At 69.1% G+C, this 18,106-nt stretch carries 18 protein-coding genes; 8 read left to right on the forward strand and 10 right to left on the reverse strand.

Annotated features, from left to right (window positions below; all coding sequences use genetic code 11):
• The 3 genes from B3K53_RS12555 to htpX all read right to left on the reverse strand — a co-directional run.
• Positions 1–1,702 (reverse strand): methyl-accepting chemotaxis protein (locus B3K53_RS12555; protein WP_292084735.1); only part of this gene is annotated, 1,702 nt, incomplete at its 3' end.
• A 259-nt stretch (positions 1,703–1,961) separates the two neighbouring features.
• Entirely contained in the window at positions 1,962–2,702 is a 741-nt protein-coding gene (trmB, locus tag B3K53_RS12560) for a tRNA (guanosine(46)-N7)-methyltransferase TrmB (RefSeq protein WP_292084736.1), read from the reverse strand.
• A gap of 41 nt (positions 2,703–2,743) precedes the next feature.
• Positions 2,744–3,718, reverse strand: coding sequence for a zinc metalloprotease HtpX (gene htpX, locus B3K53_RS12565; RefSeq protein WP_292084737.1), 975 nt, complete (start codon positions 3,716–3,718; stop codon positions 2,744–2,746).
• A gap of 85 nt (positions 3,719–3,803) precedes the next feature.
• Between htpX and B3K53_RS16185 the strand changes: the two genes are divergently transcribed.
• Both B3K53_RS16185 and B3K53_RS12575 read left to right on the forward strand, forming a co-directional pair.
• Entirely contained in the window at positions 3,804–4,061 is a 258-nt protein-coding gene (locus B3K53_RS16185; protein ID WP_313412939.1) for a DUF1674 domain-containing protein, read from the forward strand.
• Positions 4,062–4,148: 87 nt separating this feature from the next.
• A complete protein-coding gene (locus tag B3K53_RS12575) occupies positions 4,149–4,985 on the forward strand; it encodes a hypothetical protein (protein ID WP_292084738.1) in 837 nt (278 codons plus the stop codon).
• Between the two features lie 71 nt (positions 4,986–5,056).
• Here the strand turns inward: B3K53_RS12575 and pyrF are convergent, their stop codons facing one another.
• Positions 5,057–5,791, reverse strand: coding sequence for an orotidine-5'-phosphate decarboxylase (pyrF, locus tag B3K53_RS12580; RefSeq protein WP_292084740.1), 735 nt, complete (start codon positions 5,789–5,791; stop codon positions 5,057–5,059).
• Positions 5,792–5,888: 97 nt separating this feature from the next.
• Between pyrF and B3K53_RS12585 the strand changes: the two genes are divergently transcribed.
• Positions 5,889–6,587 (forward strand): MarC family protein, encoded by a 699-nt coding sequence (locus tag B3K53_RS12585; RefSeq protein ID WP_292084741.1) that lies wholly within the window; start codon positions 5,889–5,891, stop codon positions 6,585–6,587.
• Positions 6,588–6,714: 127 nt separating this feature from the next.
• On the opposite strand, the gene B3K53_RS12590 is transcribed toward B3K53_RS12585, so the two are convergent.
• The 4 genes from B3K53_RS12590 to glpK all read right to left on the reverse strand — a co-directional run bounded on the left by B3K53_RS12590 (position 6,715) and on the right by glpK (position 10,707).
• Complete coding sequence (locus tag B3K53_RS12590; protein WP_292084743.1) at positions 6,715–7,521, reverse strand: SDR family NAD(P)-dependent oxidoreductase; 807 nt, start codon at positions 7,519–7,521, stop codon at positions 6,715–6,717.
• A 10-nt stretch (positions 7,522–7,531) separates the two neighbouring features.
• Positions 7,532–8,002 (reverse strand): Rrf2 family transcriptional regulator, encoded by a 471-nt coding sequence (locus B3K53_RS12595; protein ID WP_207824132.1) that lies wholly within the window; start codon positions 8,000–8,002, stop codon positions 7,532–7,534.
• Positions 8,003–8,093: 91 nt separating this feature from the next.
• Positions 8,094–9,167, reverse strand: coding sequence for a phosphotransferase family protein (locus B3K53_RS12600; RefSeq protein ID WP_292084745.1), 1,074 nt, complete (start codon positions 9,165–9,167; stop codon positions 8,094–8,096).
• Positions 9,168–9,207: 40 nt separating this feature from the next.
• Positions 9,208–10,707: a glycerol kinase GlpK gene (gene glpK / locus B3K53_RS12605; RefSeq protein WP_292084747.1), complete on the reverse strand. Its 1,500-nt coding sequence runs from the start codon at positions 10,705–10,707 to the stop codon at positions 9,208–9,210.
• Between the two features lie 58 nt (positions 10,708–10,765).
• Here glpK and B3K53_RS12610 point away from each other — a divergent pair, with 58 nt between their 5' ends.
• From B3K53_RS12610 to B3K53_RS12620, 3 genes are all read left to right on the forward strand, one after another.
• Positions 10,766–11,740, forward strand: coding sequence for a threonine ammonia-lyase (locus B3K53_RS12610; RefSeq protein ID WP_292084748.1), 975 nt, complete (start codon positions 10,766–10,768; stop codon positions 11,738–11,740).
• A gap of 167 nt (positions 11,741–11,907) precedes the next feature.
• A complete protein-coding gene (locus B3K53_RS12615) occupies positions 11,908–12,363 on the forward strand; it encodes a MaoC family dehydratase (protein ID WP_292084749.1) in 456 nt (151 codons plus the stop codon).
• Positions 12,364–12,454: 91 nt separating this feature from the next.
• A complete protein-coding gene (locus B3K53_RS12620) occupies positions 12,455–14,128 on the forward strand; it encodes an MHYT domain-containing protein (protein WP_292084750.1) in 1,674 nt (557 codons plus the stop codon).
• Here the strand turns inward: B3K53_RS12620 and B3K53_RS12625 are convergent.
• Together B3K53_RS12625 and B3K53_RS12630 are read right to left on the reverse strand one after the other, a co-directional pair.
• Positions 14,125–15,057, reverse strand: a complete 933-nt coding sequence (locus B3K53_RS12625) for a Gfo/Idh/MocA family protein (RefSeq protein ID WP_292084753.1) — start codon at positions 15,055–15,057, stop codon at positions 14,125–14,127. The genes B3K53_RS12620 and B3K53_RS12625 overlap by 4 nt on opposite strands.
• Before the next feature lie 5 nt (positions 15,058–15,062).
• Positions 15,063–16,223 carry a DegT/DnrJ/EryC1/StrS family aminotransferase gene (locus tag B3K53_RS12630; protein WP_292084754.1) on the reverse strand — a complete coding sequence of 387 codons (1,161 nt, stop codon included), beginning with the start codon at positions 16,221–16,223 and terminating at the stop codon, positions 15,063–15,065.
• A 200-nt stretch (positions 16,224–16,423) separates the two neighbouring features.
• Between B3K53_RS12630 and B3K53_RS12635 the strand changes: the two genes are divergently transcribed.
• Together B3K53_RS12635 and B3K53_RS12640 are read left to right on the forward strand one after the other, a co-directional pair.
• The gene (locus tag B3K53_RS12635) at positions 16,424–17,542 is read left to right on the forward strand and encodes an AGE family epimerase/isomerase (protein WP_292084755.1); all 1,119 of its coding nucleotides are present in this window, start codon (positions 16,424–16,426) and stop codon (positions 17,540–17,542) included.
• Positions 17,539–18,048 (forward strand): D-glycero-alpha-D-manno-heptose-1,7-bisphosphate 7-phosphatase, encoded by a 510-nt coding sequence (locus B3K53_RS12640; protein WP_292084756.1) that lies wholly within the window; start codon positions 17,539–17,541, stop codon positions 18,046–18,048. The genes B3K53_RS12635 and B3K53_RS12640 overlap by 4 nt, the downstream gene beginning before the upstream one ends.
• The last annotated feature ends 58 nt before the right edge of the window (positions 18,049–18,106 follow it).

The following is an 18,106-nucleotide window of genomic DNA, read 5'->3' on the forward strand; positions in this document are numbered from 1 at the left end:
CGACCATCGCAGCATTTTGCTGAGTGACCTGATCCATCTGGTTCACGGCGGTGTTGACCTGTTGCAGGCCGGTGGCCTGCTCCTGGGCCGAGGCCGAGATTTCCGAGACCAGGCCGTCGATCTCGGCCACGCGGCTGACGATGCGCTGCAGGGCCTCGCCGGTCTGGCCGACCAGGGTCACGCCCGCCCCGACCTGCTGGCCCGAGGCCGAGATCAGGGTCTTGATCTCCTTGGCGGCTTCAGCCGAGCGCTGGGCCAGGGCCCGCACTTCCGAGGCCACCACGGCGAAGCCGCGGCCGGCGTCGCCCGCGCGAGCGGCCTCGACGCCCGCGTTCAGGGCCAGGAGGTTGGTCTGGAAGGCGATCTCGTCGATCACCCCGATGATGTTGCCGATCTGGGCCGAGGACTGCTCGATGGCGTTCATCGCCTCGACCGCGTCGCGGACGATGACGCCGCTCTTCTCGGCGTCGCCGCGCGCCGACTGGACCACGCCCGAGGCTTGCCGGGCGCCGTCCGCGGTGCGGTTCACCGTGGCGGTGATCTGGTCCAGGGCGGCGGCGGTTTCCTCCAGCGAGGCCGCCTGCTGCTCGGTGCGGCGCGACAGGTCGTCGGAGGCCTGGCTGATCTCGCTCGAACCCGAACGGATGGCGGCGACGTTGTCGACGACCACGGCCACGGCCTGCTCCAGCTGGGCGATGGCGGTGTTGAAATCGGTCTTCAGCTGCTCGGAACGGGCCGCCACCTGGGCGGTCATGCGGTGGGTCAGATCGCCGTTAGCCATGGCCTGCAGACCCTGGCCCAGGGCCGTGACGGCGATGCGGTCCTCCTCGGCGGTGCGGGCCTTCTCGGCCTCGACGCGCGCACGCTCTTCCTCGGCGGCGGCGCGCTGGGCGGCCGCCTCGGCTTCCAGACGCTCGTTGGCGATGGCCGCGTCCTTGAAGGCCAGCAGGGCGCCGGCCATTTCGCCGACCTCGTCCTTGCGGCCCACGGCGGGCACGATGATGGTCTTGTCGCCGCCGGCCAGACGGCGCATGGCCGAGGTCATGGCCGCGATCGGTGTGGCGATCATCTTGGCCAGCCCCAGACCGAACAGGATCGACAGGGCCAGAGCCGAAAGGATGCCGACGCCCAAGGCGACCTTGGTGGCGGCGAAGGCCTGGCTCTGATCCTCGACCGCCGCCTTCTTACGATTGGCCTGGGCCTCAACGATCGCATCAAAGGCCGCGTCGACGGGTTCCATGAACTGGTCGGGGATCGCGCTTTCCGTCAGCGCCATGGCCTCCGCCCGCGTTTCCGGACGGCTGGCCAGACGCACCTCGGGATCAATGACTGCAGCCTGATAGGCGCTCACGGCCTTCACCAGATCATCGATACGCTCGCCGGCGCCCGGAAGATGCGCGGTCATAGCTCTCATTTCAGCGACGCCGTCACGGAAGCCGCCCTTGTGCCGCTCGATCCGCTCCAGGTGATCCGGCTTTCCGGTCAGGATATAGGCCAGGACGGCGCTTTCCTGCTGATCCACCGAGCGCTTGAGCTGGCTGGTCTTGGCGGTGACCGCCTCGGCCAGAGCCACCGTCTCCTTGGCCTTCTCCAGCGCGCTCACCTGCATAAAGACCACCACGCCGAGCGCGATGATCACCGCCACGATCAGGGCGAAGGCGCCCGCCAGCTTCCGCGAAATTCTTACGTTGTCCAGATTCACCGGGATTAGTCCTGTTACTGCACGCGCACCGGCGCGCGCCGACACGATGGATCAAGCTTGAAAAAGGTCAGGCGTCGCCGACGGCCCGGGGCGGCCGCGCGGAGGTCCCGTCAGAAGACGAGCGACGACGCGCCTCCCCTGACGAAATTTCAGCGAAAATCGTTGATACGGGTAAACGGCAGGCGAAGCGGCGCCTGCGGAATATCCCTTGCGTAATTTCCCGTAATGCCCGACGCCTCAGCATCGGACTTCAGACCGTTCAGGCGCGCCGGAACTCAAGGAAGATCGGCGTGGTGTCGCCCAGCTTCTTTTCCTCATAGCGCGTGACGACGTGGTCGGCCGGGACGGCGAACCAGTCTTCCCCCTCGGACATGATCCGCGTCAGGCCAGGCGTGCGATCCAGCCGCTCCAGGGCCCATTCGGCATAGTCCAGCCAGTCGGTGACGAAACGCACGCGACCGCCGGGCTTCAGCAGGCGGGCGATCTCCACCGCCGTCTCGTCCTGCAGGAAGCGGCGCTTGTTGTGGCGCGCCTTGTGCCAGGGGTCGGGGAAGAGGATCATCACCCGGTCCAGCGAGGCGTCCGGCAGGGCCGTCATCACGGCGCGGGCGTCGTCGGCGTGCAGGCGCACGTTCTTCAGACCGCCCTCCTCCACATGACGCAGCGCCGAGGCCACGCCGTTGAGGAAGGGCTCGCAGCCGATCATCAGGGCGTCGGGGTTGCGCGTCGCCTGTTCCGCCAGATGCTCGCCGCCGCCGAAGCCGATCTCGAGCCAGACTTCCTTGGCCTCCGGCATCAGGGCCAGCGGGTCGATCGGCCCCTTGGCCGGGTCCGGCACGGCGATCTGCGGCATCAGGGTGTCGAACAGGGCCGCCTGACGCGCCTTGATCGGCCGCGACTTGATGCGTCCGAACGAGCGCAGCGGGCCGTGGGCCTGGGCCCACTCGGGGCGGTCGCTGTCGAAGACGGGCAGATCGGCGGGTTCGGGCTTGTCGGTCATGCGCGCGCTCTAACCGTTTACGCCCGAAGGCGCAAAGTCGATCAGCCCCAGGGACCGCGCGGCGCGCTCGGCGCAGAGGGCGTGGTCGGCACGCTGGTCCGGGGCGCGCCGCCCGACGGGGCGGCTGCGACGGGAGCCGCCGCCGGGCGTCGGCTCATGCCCATCTTCGCCCCCATCTCCATCAGGGCGCGGACGCGGTTGCCGGTGGCCGGGTGGGTCGAGAACAGGTTGTCCGCGCCCTTCCCGTTCAGCGGATTGATGATGAACATATGGGCCGTGGCCGGATTGCGTTCGGCCGGAGCGTTCACCGCCCCCCGCGCATAGGCCTCGATCTTCTGTAGGGCCGAGGCCAGGGCCTGAGGGTCGTTGGCGATCTCGGCCCCGACGCGGTCGGCCTCGTATTCACGGGCGCGGCTGATGGCCATCTGCACCAGACCCGCCGCCATGGGCGCCAGCAGCATCAGGGCGATGGTCCCGATCATGCCGCCCGGCCGCTCGCGGTCGTCGCCGCCGCCGAAGAACATGGCGAAGTTGGCCAGCATGGCGATGGCCCCCGCCACTGTCGCCGTCACCGTCATGGTCAGGGTGTCGCGATTCTTCACATGGGCCAGTTCGTGCGCCATCACCCCGCGCACCTCCTCGCGCGTCAGCATGTCCAGCAGGCCGCTGGTCGCGGCCACGGCGGCGTTCTGCGGATTGCGGCCCGTGGCGAAGGCGTTGGGCTGGTCATTGGGAATGATGGTGATGGTCGGCTGCGGCAGTCCCGCGTCGGCCGCCATCTGCCTGATGTCCGCGACATAGGCGCGGACCACGGCGTTGGGATGGGTCTCATCCACCGGCTGCGCCTTGTACATCTTCAGCACGATCTTGTCGGCGTTCCAGTAGCTGAACAGGTTCATCCCCGCCGCCACGAGCAGGGCGATCATCATGCCGGTCGCGCCGCCGATCAGATAGCCGATCCCCATGAACAGGGCGGTCATCACGGCCAGCAGGGCGAAGGTCTTGAGATGGTTCATCGGGTCCGGGCGTCGTCAGGGGTGGCGAAGAAGTCCTGAACGTCTATGTGAGGCCCTGTATCCTCGCCCTCAAGGCAGTCCCCCTGTGACCGAACAGCCCACCCCGCCCCCCGCGGACGACGACGCCGCCGACGAAGGCGCCCCCGCCTTCAACGCCGATGTCCCCCACGCCACGCCCGAGCGGCCCCTGAACGCGATCGCGCGTCGCGCCCTCATGGAAGCGGCCGAACGTCGCAAGGCCGCCGAAGCGCCAGTTCTGGACACCGAACACGGCGGCCCGCGCGGCCCCGAGCCGACCCGTTACGGCGACTGGGAGAAGAAGGGCCTGGCCGTCGACTTCTGAGCCGGACGCCGTTCGCCCGAGGGGAGAATAGTGAACGCTTCGGCCGAAGCCGCATTAACCTTTGCGGCTGAAACAAGGAGCGTGGCCATGAAGGCAGTCGCATACATCGCCGTCGGCGCGGCCCTGCTGGCCGCCGGAACCGCCGAGGCCCATCAGCGCCAGGTGCGCCATAACGCCGCCTCCGGCTACGCCCAGCAGGCCTATGCCCATCGCGGCCCCATCGTCGAGAGCCGGGTCCAGACCTATTACAGCGACACCGGCTGGCAGGGCGGCTACGGCCCGGTCGAGGCCTATGGCTACGGCTACGGTTACGGCGGCGCCGGTTATCGCCCGCCCGTGGTCGTCGCCCCGCAACAGCAGCCGATCCGCCACGGCGGCTACGCCTACAGCGGCGTGTCCCGCTCCATGCCCTTCGGCTATGTCGTCGACGGCTATGGCCGCTACCCCTGGGCCCCCGGCCAGGTTCAGCAAAGCTATCAGGGCGGCTATCAGGGCGGCGGCTACGCCTCGGACTGCCGCTGCGGCCCGCCGCCTCAGCCGGTCCATTACCGTCCCGAGCCGGTCTATGTCAGCCAACCCCCGGTCTATGTCTCGCAGCCGCCCGTCTATGTGGAATCCCCGCCGGTCTATGTGCAGCCGGCTCCGGTCTATGTCGAACCGGCGCGCGTCCATGTCGCCCCGCCGCCCGTCTATGTGGCGCCCGCCGATGTCCGCGTCGCCCCGGCCCAGGTCGAGGTCGCCCGGCCCCAGGTCCATGTCGCCCCGCCGCGCGTCGAGGCCGCGCCTCCGATCGTGAACTTCGAACAGGGCTACTACGCCGTGCCCGACGCGCCGCCTCCCCCTCCCCCGCCCCCTCCGCCGCCGCACCATCACAGGTCGCCGACCGAGCGGCCCTATATGCAGGAGCCCGGCGAGCGGGGCTGATCACGACAAAGGGCGGCCTCCGCGAGGAGGCCGCCCTTTTTGTTTCACGTGGATCAACAGGTTGCGCGCGATCAGATCAGCGCAATCTCGGCCGAAATGGCTTGAGCCGCCGCGCGCGGATCAGCCCCGGCGGTGATCGGACGCCCGACCACCAGATGGCTGGCGCCGGCCTGCAGGGCGCTGGCCGGGGTCGCCGCCCGGGCCTGATCGTCCAGGGCCGCGCCGGTCGGCCGCACGCCCGGCGTCACGATCAGGAAGTTCTCGCGGCCCGCCCTCAGGGCGATCTCGCGCACGCGCGCCGCCTCATGCGGGCTGGAGACCACGCCGTGGATCCCGGCCTCCAGAGCCTGCCGCACCCGAAGCTCGACCAGATCCGCCGCTGACAGGCTGTGATCGTCGGCCTCCAGATCCGCCTCGGTCAGGCTGGTCAGGACGGTGACGCCCAAAATCTTGAGATCCGAGCCCGCCGCCCCGCGCGCCGCCGCCGCCATCACCTGCGGCCGGGCGTGAACCGTCAGCAGGTCGCAGCCCGCATTGGCCAGAACCGCCGTCGCCTTCTCCACCGTCGCGCCGATGTCGTGCAGCTTCCAGTCGAGAAAGACCTGAGCCCCCGCCGCCTTCAGCTCGCGCGCCAGGCCCATGCCGTCCGAGGCGAACAGTTGCAGCCCGACCTTGTAGAAACCGACCGCGTCGCCGATCCGCTCGACCAGGGCGCGGGCCTCGTCCGTCGTCGGCACGTCCAGGGCGCAGATGACGCGGGGATCAAACGGGCGGTTGGCCAGGTCAATTGGATGGGCTTCGGACATTTCCGGCTCTCGGCGGGTTGCAGGCGCGCGCGGATGCCCCGATAGGTGAGACCAAGGGTCGCGGGTCGCGCGGCGGGATTTAAGGCGGGGGCAAGCAATGAACGCGGTCGATCTGGGGGTCAACCTGTTCGTGGCGCTGTTCGCCTTGCTGGACCCCATCGGCAATGTGCCGATCTTCGCCGCCGCCACCGCCGGGGCCTCGCTGCGTCAGCGCATCACCGTCTCCGCCATGATCTGCGCCTTCGCGGCGGTCTTCCTGGGCTTCTTCTTCTTCACGGGCCTGGGCCTGCTGCAGTTCTTCGGCATCTCCCTGGCCGCCTTCCGGATCGCCGGCGGCATCCTGCTGCTGCTGCTCGGCCTCGACATGGCGCGCGAGGACTTCCTCAAGATCTTCGCCGACGCCGACGCCGTGACCGACGCCAAGGACGTGCGCGGCTACGCCAAGCGCCGCTTCAAGCGCCTGATCGTGCCCTTCGCCATTCCGCTGATGATCGGCCCCGGCGCCATCTCGGCCATCATCATCAACGCCGGTGAAGCCGAGAAGCTGGGCGCGGCGGGCACGGCCTCGTCGCTGATCGCCATGGTCGGCGCCTGCGTCGTCACCTTCATCTGCTTCGCCTGCACCGGGCCGATCAGCCGCATTCTCGGCGACGTCGGCATGGCCATCGTGGTCCGCGTGCTCGGCCTGATCCTGTGCGCCCTGGCCATCCAGTTCATCATCGCCGGTCTGGGCGAGGCCATCCCCGGCATGTTCAGCATCGGTGTGACGGCGCCCTACCCCGCCGGCGGTCACTAAGCCCCTCAAGCGCGTCATCCCGGAAAGCGCGAAGCGCTGATCCGGGACCGCCACAAACACCAGCCGCTGAGCCCTGAGCGGTCCCGGATAGCGGCTTCGCCGCTTCCGGGATGACGGAGAAGGTTAGCTAAAGCCGGTCCAGCCGTCTGGCGTGACCGCCGACCATCTTCAGCGCCAGGCTGTCGGGCAGCAGACCGCCCAGCGCCGCCAGCACATTATTGGCGACGCCCGGCGTGACGCGCGGGCGATTGGCCTCGACCGCGTCCCAGCCGATCCGAGCCACGCGGTCGGCGTCCATCCACATCCATTTCGGATAGGCGCTCGAGACCTGTTCGCGCGAGCCGTTGACGTCGTGGAACTCGGTATAGGTGTAGCCGGGGCAAAGCGCCGTGACGTGCACGCCCGTCCCTTGCGTCTCCAGCCACAGACCCTGCGAGGCCTTGATCAGGAAGCTCTTGATCGGGCCGTAAAGCGTGTCGCCGCCGGTCGCCGGCATCTGTCCGGCCAGGGAGGCCACGTTCAGCACCCGACCCCAGTTGCGTTCGACCATGCCGGGCAGCAGCAGGCGCGACAGCTCGACCGGCGCGGTCAGCATGACCCGGATCATGGCGGCGTGATCGGCCGGATCGGTCGCCAGAAAGCCCGTGGTGCGGCTGAAGCCCGCGTTGTTGACCAGGCCGTCGACCTTGAGGCCCCTCGCCGCAATGGCCGCGACGAGAGCGGCTGGCGCACCAGACTCGGCCAGGTCAGTCGTGATTATGCTGACGGTCACGCCGTGCTGCGCCGTCACCTCCTCGGCCAGGGCCTGCAGCGGCCCTTCGCGTCTCGCCGTCAGGATCAGGTCGTATCCTCGCGCGGCGCAGACACGAGCAAGCGCCGCGCCGATGCCGGCGCTGGCCCCCGTGATCAGGATGCTTCGGCGATGCTCCCCCAAGCGACGCGCGTCAGGCGGCGACGGGACAGGAGGAATGCGGCGCGAAATCGCGCAGCGAGGCGGGGTCGGCCTCGAGCAGGTCGGCGATGGTGATCTTGGCCAGGGCCGCGCCCGCGGCCTGATCGGCGGCGGTCAGGGCCTTGGCCACCTGACGCGGGATGTGCTCGCCGACCGGGCAGCCCTTGGCGCCGGCAGGGGTCGAGCCCAGATGAGCGCAGCCGTTCACCGCCTTCAGCACCTCGTCCAGGCGGATGGTCTCGGGCTGACGCAGCAGCCAGGATCCGCCCGAGGCGCCGGGGCGCGTGGCGATCAGCCCGGCCTTGGCCAGCAGGGCCGTCACCCGGCGGATGACCACCGGATTGGTCGGCACCGAGGCGGCCAGCACGGCGCTGGGCGCGGCGTCGGCGGCCGAATAGGCGCCCTTGTGGGCCAGATAGGCCAGGGCGTGTGCGGCGACGGGGAATCTTTGGCTGTCAGACATCTTGATCAATGCTCCAGACCGGAAGGTAGGGCTTCCGCCGCCGTTTCACAAATCCAACCGCAACAAAAACTGTTTTAATTACCGCCAAGCTTCACGCGCCGGCCTTCCGGGCGAAGCTCCAGGCCGCGTCCGACAGGGGCCCGACCTGGGCCGCCATGGTCCTGGCGTGGGCGCTGGCGGCGGTGCCGTCGCGCACCCGCCCGGCGATTCCCTGGCAGATGGCGGCCAGCCGGAACAGGTTGTAGGCGAACAGCCAGTCAAGGTTCTGGGGCGGCGTCGTCCCGGTCTTTGCGGCGTAGCGTTCGACCGTCTCCTCGACCGAGGGAATGCCGAGTTCCTTCAGATCCGCCCCCGCCAGACCATTCCTCAAGCTGGCCGGAATGACCCAGGCGATCAGCAGATAGGAGAAGTCGGCCATGGGATCGCCCAGGGTCGACAGCTCCCAGTCCAGCACCGCCCTCACCCTGGCCTCGTTCGGGTCGAGGATCATGTTGTCGAGGCGGAAATCGCCATGAACGATCCGCGTCGGCCCCTCCGGCGGCAGGCTGTCGGGCAGGAAGGCGATCAGGCGGTCCATGGCCGCGATGGGCTCGATCTCGCTGGCGCGATACTGCTTGGTCCAGCGCCCGACCTGGCGGGCGAAGTAGTTGCCCGGCTTGCCGTAGTCGGACAGGCCGATGGCGACGGGATCAAAGGCGTGCAGGGCCGCCAGCGTATCCGTCTGGGCCTCATAGATGGCCCGACGCTCGGCGGGGGCCAGACCCGGCAGCTTCAGGTCCCAGAAGACCCGCCCCTCGACCTTGTCCATGACATAGAAGATCGAGCCGATGACGGCTTCATCCGCGCACAGAGCATAGGGCCGCGCCACCGGAAACCCTTGCTTGTGCAGGGCCGAGATGACGGTGAACTCACGGTCCACAGCGTGGGCGCTGGCCAGCAGGGCCCCCGGCGGCTTGCGGCGCAGCACATAGGTCCGACCCGGGGTGGTCAGCTCATAGGTGGGGTTGGACTGGCCGCCCTTGAACTGGCGGATCGTCAGCGGCCCGGCGTAGCCCTCGACGTTCGTCGCCAGCCAGGCGTCCAGAGCCGCCTCGTCCAGCCGATAGCGCTCGTCCACCTCGCGCGTGCCGGAGAAAGCCGACTGGGCGTCCAGATGATCGGTCATGTCTCGTCTCCCCCGCCGACGCTCTTTGGCGCGCGTGCGATCATTCGGCGGCGATGATGGCGGCCTTCACCGCCCCGCGCCAGCCCTTGAGCAGCCGCGCCCGCTCGTCCTCGCCCATGCGCGGACGCCAGACGGCGGGGGCCTCCGCCGGGGCGGTCCACAGCTCAGGCGTCAGGCCGACGCCGAAGGCCGCCAGCCGCGCCGCCCCCATGGCCGTCATCTCCTGGAAGGCGGGCCGTTCGACCTCGACCTGGCAGATGTCGGCGACGAACTGCATGGCGAAGGCGTTGGCGGTGACCCCGCCGTCCACCTTCAACCGCGTCAGCGACGGCGCCCCGTCCTTCTTCAGGGCGTCCAGCAGATCGCGCGTCTGATAGGCCAGACTCTCCAGCGCCGCGCGGACGAAGTGGGCCGGGCCGCTGTCGCGGGTCAGGCCGATGACCGTCCCCCTCGCCTCGGGCTGCCACCAGGGCGCGCCCAGGCCGGTGAAGCCGGGGACCAGATAGACCCCGCCATTGTCCTTCAGCGTCTGGGCCATGGCCTCGGACTGGCGCGAGTCCGAGATGACCTTCAGCCCGTCGCGCAGCCACTGGATCGCCGACCCGGCCGAAAAGATCGACCCCTCCAGGGCATAGGCGACATGGCCGTCAGCCGCATAGCCGAGCGTCCCCAGCAGCCGCGAGGTCGAGGCCACCGGCTGGTCCCCCACATTGGCGACCAGAAATGCCCCGGTGCCATAGGTGATCTTGGCGTCCCCGGCCGCCAGCGCCCCATGCCCGACCAGGGCCGCCTGCTGATCCCCGGCCGCCCCGTGGATCGGCAGGGCCCGCCCAAACAGGCTGGCGTCGCAGTCGCCCAGATGATCGGCGCAGCCCCGAATCTCGGGCAGGGCCTCAATCGGCACATCGAACAGGTCGCAAAGATCAGACCGCCACTGCAGCGTCTTCAGGTCCATCAGGCTGGTGCGACTGGCGTTGGTGGCGTCGGTGACGTGGCTGGCGCCCACTCCCCCTTCTCTGGCCGTCAGCTTCCAGATCAGCCAGGCGTCGATGGTGCCCAGCTTGACCTCGCCCTTGACCGCCCGCTCGCGCGCCCCCGGCACGGCGTCCAGCAGCCAGGCGTATTTCGAGGCCGAGAAGTAGGGGTCGAGGATCAGGCCGGTCGCGGCCTGCACCGCCGCCTCATGTCCGTCCGCCGCCAGCCGCGTGGTCACGTCCGCCGTGCGCCGGTCCTGCCAGACGACGGCCCGGTGCAGCGGCTCGCCCGTCGTCGCATCCCACAGCACCGAGGTCTCGCGCTGGTTGGTGATGCCCACGGCGGCGAACCGGCCGACGCCCCCCGCCTTTCGCACCACCTCGCGACAGGTCTGCAGGGTCGCGCGCCAGATCTCGGCCGCGTCATGCTCGACCCAGCCGGACTGCGGGAAGTGCTGCGCCAGCTCGATCTGGCTGACGGCGACGGAATGGAACGCCCCCTCGGGCGACACCTCGAACGCGATGGCCCGCGTCGAGGTCGTGCCCTGGTCGATGGCGAGGATCATGTTCGCTTGCATGATGGAGAGTTATGCAGAGCCTGCGTCCCCGCGTAAGAGGGAAGTCATGCATACGCCCAGCTTCCAAGGCGTCCTCGACGCCGCCCGCCAGATCGCCCCCGCCGCCGTCCGCACGCCGCTGATCGAGCATCCGGCCCTCAACGAGGCCGTGGGCGGTCGCGTCCTGATGAAGGCCGAGACCCTGCAGGTGGCGGGCGCCTTCAAGTTTCGCGGGGCCTACAACCGCATCAGCCGCCTGAGCGCCGACGAGAAGACCCGCGGCGTCGTGGCCTATTCCTCGGGCAATCACGCGCAAGGCGTGGCCGCCGCCGCGCAGGCCGTGGGGACCCGCGCCCTGATCGTCATGCCGTCCGACAGCCCGACGGTGAAGGTCGAAGGCGTGCGCGCCTTCGGCGGCGAGGTGCGCTTCTACGACCGTTGGACCGAGAGCCGCGAGGCCATCGGCGCCGAGATCGCGGCCGAGCGCGGCTCCATCCTGGTCCCGCCCTTCGACGATCCCTTCATCATCGAAGGTCAGGGCACGGTGGGCCTGGAGATGCTGGAGCAGGCGGGCGTCGAAATGGATCAGCTGCTGTGCGGCGCCTCGGGCGGCGGCCTGATCGCCGGGCTCAATCTGGTCATGGCCGAACAGAGCCCCCAGACCCGCGTCATCGTCGTCGAGCCCGAGGCCTTCGACGACACCCGCCGCTCGCTCGAGGTCGGCGAACGGACCGCCCACCCGCAAGGCGCTCCCTCCATCTGCGACGCCCTGATGGCCCCCATGCCGGGCGAACTGACCTGGCCGATCAACCGGCGCCTGGCGGGCGCCGAGACCGTCACCGACGCCGAGGTGGCCGAGGCCATGCGTTTCGCCTTCCGCTGGCTGAAACTGGTCATCGAGCCGGGCGGCGCCGTGTCCTTGGCCGCGCTTCTGTCGGGCAAGGTCGCGGCCAAGGGCCTGACCACCGGGATCGTCCTGTCCGGCGGCAACGTCGATCCGGGCCTGTTCAGCGCCGTCATCGAGGGGCGGTTCAGCGCCTAAATCGTCATCCCGGACGCCCGCAGGGCGATCCGGGACCGCCCAAGACGCCGCCGTCCGCGCTTCCGGCGGTCCCGGATCATCGCTAACGCAATGTCCGGGATGACGCAGGATGCGCCTCTTGCGCCCGCCCGCGACGCAGGCAAGGCTGCATCAAACGGAGGGGCCCGATGACAAAGCCGAGCGATCTGCCATCCCTGATCGGACAGGAGGTCGGCGTCAGCCGCTGGATCGAGGTCGATCAGGCCCGCATCGACGCCTTCGCCCGCATCACCGAGGACGAGCAGTTCATCCACGTCGATCCCGAGGCGGCGAAACACACGCCCTTCGGCGGAACCATTGCTCACGGCTTCCTGACCCTCAGCCTGGCCTCGGCCATGAGCTATGACGCCGTCGCGCCGCTGGACGGCGTGGTCATGGGGGTCAACTACGGCTTCGACAAGCTGCGCTTCCTCGCTCCCGTTCCGGCCGGATCGAAGGTGCGCGGCCGCTTCAAGCTGCTGTCCGCCGAAGACAAGGGAGGCGGCCGCTGGCTGCTGAAGCACGAACTCACGGTCGAGATCGAGGGCGGCGACAAACCCGCCCTGATCGCCGAATGGCTGGGCATGCAGATGGTGAAGGCCTGAGCCTCACCCGTTTCCGGTGCTGGACAAGGACAGGATAACGGCGCTCCAGTAACCATAGTCCGGGCACGGTCAGATCGAGGGAGGCTGGACAGTGCACCTACACGGCGTTTCCGTCTTCGACGGCCTGTCCTTTCTGGTCGCCGTCTTCGCCGCCTGGACGGCCCTGGACCTGTTCCAGCAGGTGCGGTCCCACCAGGGCGGCGAGCGCCTGGCCTGGCTGGGCACCGCGGCCACGGCGATGGGCGGCGGCGTCTGGTCGATGCATTTCATCGCCATGCTGGGCTTCGATCCCGGTTCGCCGGTCCGCTATGATCTGACCCTGACCGTCATCTCCTTCCTTCTGGCGGTCGCCGGATCCAGCCTCGCCTTCCTCATCGCGGCAGGACGCGCAAACCCTCCTCGCATGATCCTGGCGGGCCTGGTCATGGGCGCCAGCATCTGCGCCATGCACTATGTCGGCATGGCGGCCCTGCAGACTTCGGCCGTCCTGACCTATGCGCCCGGCCTGGTCGCCGTGTCGGCGGCTGTCGCTCTTCTGGCCTCGATCGCCGCCTTGTTCGCAGTCAATCAGGACCGCTCACGGCTGTGGCGGCTGACGGCAGCCCTGGTCCTGGGCATGGCCGTGGTCGGGATGCACCATGTGGCCATGGCGGCTCTGACGGTCGCGCCGAGCCAGACCGCCGCCACGCTCGCCCCCCCCGGCGCCCCGCCCCTGCTGCTGGCCGTCGGAGTCGCCGGGGTGACGATCCTCATCCTGTTTCTAGCCCTGGCGGTCGCCATGGTGGACCAGCGTGACAAGCTGATCGCCATCATCGACGCGGGCGGGGTCGGCTACTGGGAGCTGGCCCTTCCACGGCAGGACCTCTGGCTGTCCGGGCGGGCGCGCAAATACCTGGGCCTGGCCCGCGGCGAGCCCTTTTCGGCGCGCGACCTCCCCCGCAAGCTGAAGCCCGAGGACATGGCCCGCCGAACGGAAACCCTGGAGCGCGCCCTCAGGGGAGAGGGCGACTACGCCGCGGAATATCAGATCCGCGACAGCGGCCGGTGGCTTCAGGTGCGCGGTCGGCTGATCCGCTCGCGGTCGGGCAAGCCGATCAAGCTGGCCGGGGTCATCACCGACGTCACCGACCGCCATCAGGCCTTCGCCGCCCTGGCCACCAGCGAGCATCGCCAGCGTCTGCTGATCAATGAGCTGAACCACCGGGTGAAGAACACCCTGGCCACCATCCAGTCGATCGCCGCCCTGACCGCGCGCCGCTCCAGCAGCGTCGAGGACTTCATGCGCCTGTTCGAGGCGCGGCTGATCGCCCTGTCGGACACCCACAACCTTCTGACCGCCAACCGCTGGGAAAAAGCGCGACTGCGCGATCTGCTGATCCAGGAATTCCGCCCCTACGCCGAGGATCGTCTGCGCATGACCGGGCCGGAAGTAACCCTGGGCCCCGAGCAAGCCCTGTCGATGGGCCTGATCCTGCATGAGTTGGTCACCAATGCCGCCAAATACGGCCCGCTCAAATGCCCGAACGGGGCTGCGGGCCGAGTGGACGTGTGCTGGTCGGAGGTGTCGGACGACGGCCGGATGACTCTGGACTGGATCGAGCACGGAGGGCCAGTCGTGACCCCGCCGACGCGCTCGGGCTTCGGCTCGCGCCTGATCGACACCAGTATCCGCACGACCCTCGCCGGTTCGGCGACCATGGACTACGCCGCCGGTCGCCTGCATTGCCGCCTGACCTTCCGGCCCGGCGGCGCGCCGAACGCCTAGGGCTCGCCCAGGCAGCGCAGGGCGACTTCCAGATTGCGCAGACCGTCTTCGCCCGAAACCGCCGCCGTCTCGCCGCTGCGGATGGCGTGGACGAAGGCCTCGTGCTCCTTCTTGAGCGGCTCGGCGGGCCACGAGTTCAGCATCCGCGTCGAGTAGGAACCGTCCGGCTGCTGGCCGAAATACTCCGTCACCTGACGGGTGATCAGGTCGGCGACGATGAAGCGGTTCTTGGTGGCGACCTGCAGGGTGCGGGTCTTGTAGGGCGTGACCCAGTTGGTGGTGATGTGGGCGATCACGTCATTGGCCATGCGGAACTGCAGCAGGGCCGAGTCCTCGCGCGAGGCGTGGGTGTGGCCCAGCAGCGACTGGACCTCGACGACCTCGGAGCCCGTCAGGTGGCGGATGATGTCGATGTCGTGCACGGCCAGGTCGATGACCACGCCAACCTCGCCCATGCGCGGCGGGAAGGGGCCGACGCGGGTGATCTGGATGGAGATGATCTCGTCGCCGTCGATGGCGCGCTTGACCGTGTCCACCGCCGGGTTGAAGCGCTCGACATGGCCGACCATCAGGACGCGGTTGTTGGCCTTGGCCGCGTCGATCATGGCCTGGGCGTCGGCGGTCGTGGCCGCGATGGGCTTTTCGACCAGGACATGCACGCCCGCGTTCAGCAAGGCCACGCCCAGCTCGGCGTGGAAGCGGTTCGGCGTGGCGATGACGGCGGCGTCCAGACCGGCGGCGACAAAGGCCTGAGCGGTCGTCACAGCGGTCGCGCCGTAAGCCTCGGCCACGCCCTCGGCCGTCACCGCGTCGGGATCAAACACGGTCGTCAATTCGACGTCGCGCAGTTCGGACAGGACGCGGGCGTGGTTGCGGCCCATGACGCCGGCGCCGGCGACGCCGATCTTGAGGGGGGTGTGCTGGGTCATGAGGATCAGGCCTTGAAGCTGGCGACGGCGGCGATGATGCGATCCTGGGTCGCTTCGTCCAGATCCGAGTGCATCGGCAGGCTGATGACGCGCTCCATCAGGCGCTCGGTCACCGGCAGGCCCTGCGGTCCGCGCGGATACATCTCATAGGCGGGCTGCAGGTGCAGCGGGATCGGATAATAGACCGCCGTGGGGATGCCCTCAGCCTTCAGGTGCGCGGCCAGACCGTCGCGGTCCTCGTGCTCGATGGTGTATTGCGCCCAGTTCGAGACATTGCCCGTCGGCACGTCCGGCACGGCGGCGACGTGGGCGCGCAGACCCTCGTTGTAGCGGGCGGCGATGCGGTTTCGCCATTCGATCTCCTGACCGAAGACCTTCAGCTTCTCGATCAGGACGGCGGCCTGGATGGTGTCCAGACGGCTGTTCAGACCGACGCGCATGTTCAGGTATTTGGGATCGTGATCGAAGGTCTTGTCCTTCAGATCGACCGCCACCGCCTTGCCGTGGACGCGGATGGAATCGATCAGCTGGGCCAGTTCGTCGTCATTGGTCAGCACCGCCCCGCCGTCGCCGTAGCAGCCCAGCGGCTTGGCCGGGAAGAAGCTGGTGGTGGTGATGTCGGCCCACTTCAGCGGGTGCTCGCCGTTGATGGTGCAGCCAAAGCCCTGGGCCGAGTCCGAGATCAGCTTCAGGCCATGCTTGTCGCAGATCGCCTTGATCGCCGGATAGTCGGCGGGCTGGCCGAACAGGTCGACAGCGATGACCACGCGCGGCTTCAGACGGCCTTCCTTCAGCGTCGCCTCGATGGCGGCCTCCAGATGGGCCGGGCTCATGTTGTAGGTGGCCTCGTCCACGTCGATGAAGACCGGCTCGGCGTCAAACCAGGGCACCACCTCGGCGGTGGCGGCGAAGGTGAAGCTGGGCACGAAGACGGCGTCGCCGCGTCCCACGCCCCACGCCATCAGCGGCAGGGCCAGGGCGTCGGTGCCGTTGGCGCAGCCCAGGGCGTGCTTGGCGGCCCCGAAGTCGGCCAGATCGGCCTCGAACTGGCGCACCTGCGGGCCCATGACCCAGGCGCCGCCGACGACGGCTTCCTGAACGGCGGCCTCGATCTTGCCGCCGAGACGAAGGCGCTGGGCCTGAAGGTCGATGAAGGGAATGGTCATGAAGGGTCGCTCTCTCGGTAGGGGCCGCGCAGGCGGAACTCGGGTTCGGCGGGCGGGCGCGAAGGCGGATCAACTATCTTGAGCGCCTCCTACCAAAGCCCGGGGGCTCTCGACAAACCCGCGAGGGTCACTTCGCGTTGCCGGTTGCAACGAAAGCCATGCTTGGCAAAACTGGCGACCCTGCCTAAGCCCGGCTGACCATGACGCTTTCGAACGCACAGAACCGGGTCCGTGACTGGCTGTTCCACCAGGCCCTGCCGCTGTGGGCGTCGGCCGGGATCGACGCCGAGGGCCGTTTTTTCGAGAAGCTGGATTTCGACGGCCGCCCGATCACCCGCGTCCCCCGCCGCACGCGGGTGCAGGCGCGTCAGGTTTATGTCTTCGCCGAAGCCGCGGCGCTCGGCTGGCCAGAAGAGAAAAATGGGGGCGAAACGATCGCCCGCCGCGGGCTGGACGCCCTGATCCGCGACCACCGCCGTGACGACGACCTATGGGTGCGCGCCGTTGACGACGCGGGCGCCGTGATCGAGGCCACGCCCGACCTCTACGACCTGGCCTTCGTCCTGTTCGCCCTGGCCGCCGCTCATCGCGTGCTGAAGGACGAACGCGCCCTGCCCCTCGCGCTTTCGACCCTCGCCGCCATCGAGGCGCGGATGGCCGATCCGGCCTACGGCGGCTGGCAGGAAGCCCTGCCCCCCGTCCTGCCCCGCCGCCAGAACCCGCACATGCACATGCTGGAGGCCCTGCTGGCCTGGCAGGCGATCGCCCCCGAGCCCGCCTTCGAGGCGGCGGCGCGCCGCGTGTTGGACCTGTTCGCCGCCCGCTTCTTCGACCGCGAACACCTGATGCTGGGCGAGTTCTTCACTGCGGACTGGAGCGTCGCGCCCGGCGGCGCCGGTCAAGTCATCGAGCCCGGCCACCACATGGAGTGGGTCTGGCTGCTGGATCAGGCCCGCCGCCTGGGCCTCGACGGCCACGACCGCAAGGCCGACGCCCTGTTCGCCTCGGCCCTGACCAACGGCTTCGACGCCCAGGGCATGGCAGTCCGCGAGGTCGACCGCATCGGCGCGGTCCGCCACGGCGGTCGCCGTCTGTGGGCTCAGACCGAGGCCCTGCGCACCCTCCTCCTGCGCGGTCGCACCGACCACGCCCTGCGCCTGATCGAGGGCGTCTTCGCCACCCATCTGGCCACGGCGACGCCCGGCCTCTGGGTCGACAGCTATGACGCCGAGGGCCGTCCGCAGGACGCTTCGGCGCCCGCCTCGACCCTCTATCACCTGATGACCGCCTTCTCGGCCCTGCTGACGGAGCCCGCATGAGCCGACCGGCTGCCTTCCTCGACCGCGACGGCGTCCTGATCATCGACTGCGGCTATCCCCACCGTCCCGACCAGTTGGTCCTGATCCCCGGGGCCGCCGAGGCGGTGAAGCGGCTGAACGACGCGGGCTATGTCGTCGTCATCGTCACCAACCAGTCGGGCGTGGCGCGCGGCCTGTTCAGCGAAGAGGTCATGCACGGCTTCAACGCCCTGCTGGTCCAGCGCCTGGCCGAAAGCGGCGCCCGCATCGACGCCGTCTACGCCGCCCCCCACCACGCCGAGGCCGTGGACGACCGCTACCGCCACCCCGACCATCCCGACCGCAAGCCCAATCCCGGCATGCTGCTGCGCGCCATCGCCGAGCACGACCTGGACCCGGCCCGCTCGCTGATGATCGGCGACCAGCCCTCGGACATGGAGGCGGCGCGCCGCGCGGGCGTGGCCGGGCATCGCTTCCCCAAAGGCGGCGACCTCGATCAATTCGTCGCGGCCATCCTTTCGACCTGATCGCAATTCTTCATCTGGTGAATTACTCTGCCGCCAAGGTCAGAAGAAGCCGCCGGAG

The sequence above is a fragment of the Brevundimonas sp. UBA7506 genome (assembly GCF_002479495.1).
Taxonomy (GTDB): domain Bacteria; phylum Pseudomonadota; class Alphaproteobacteria; order Caulobacterales; family Caulobacteraceae; genus Brevundimonas.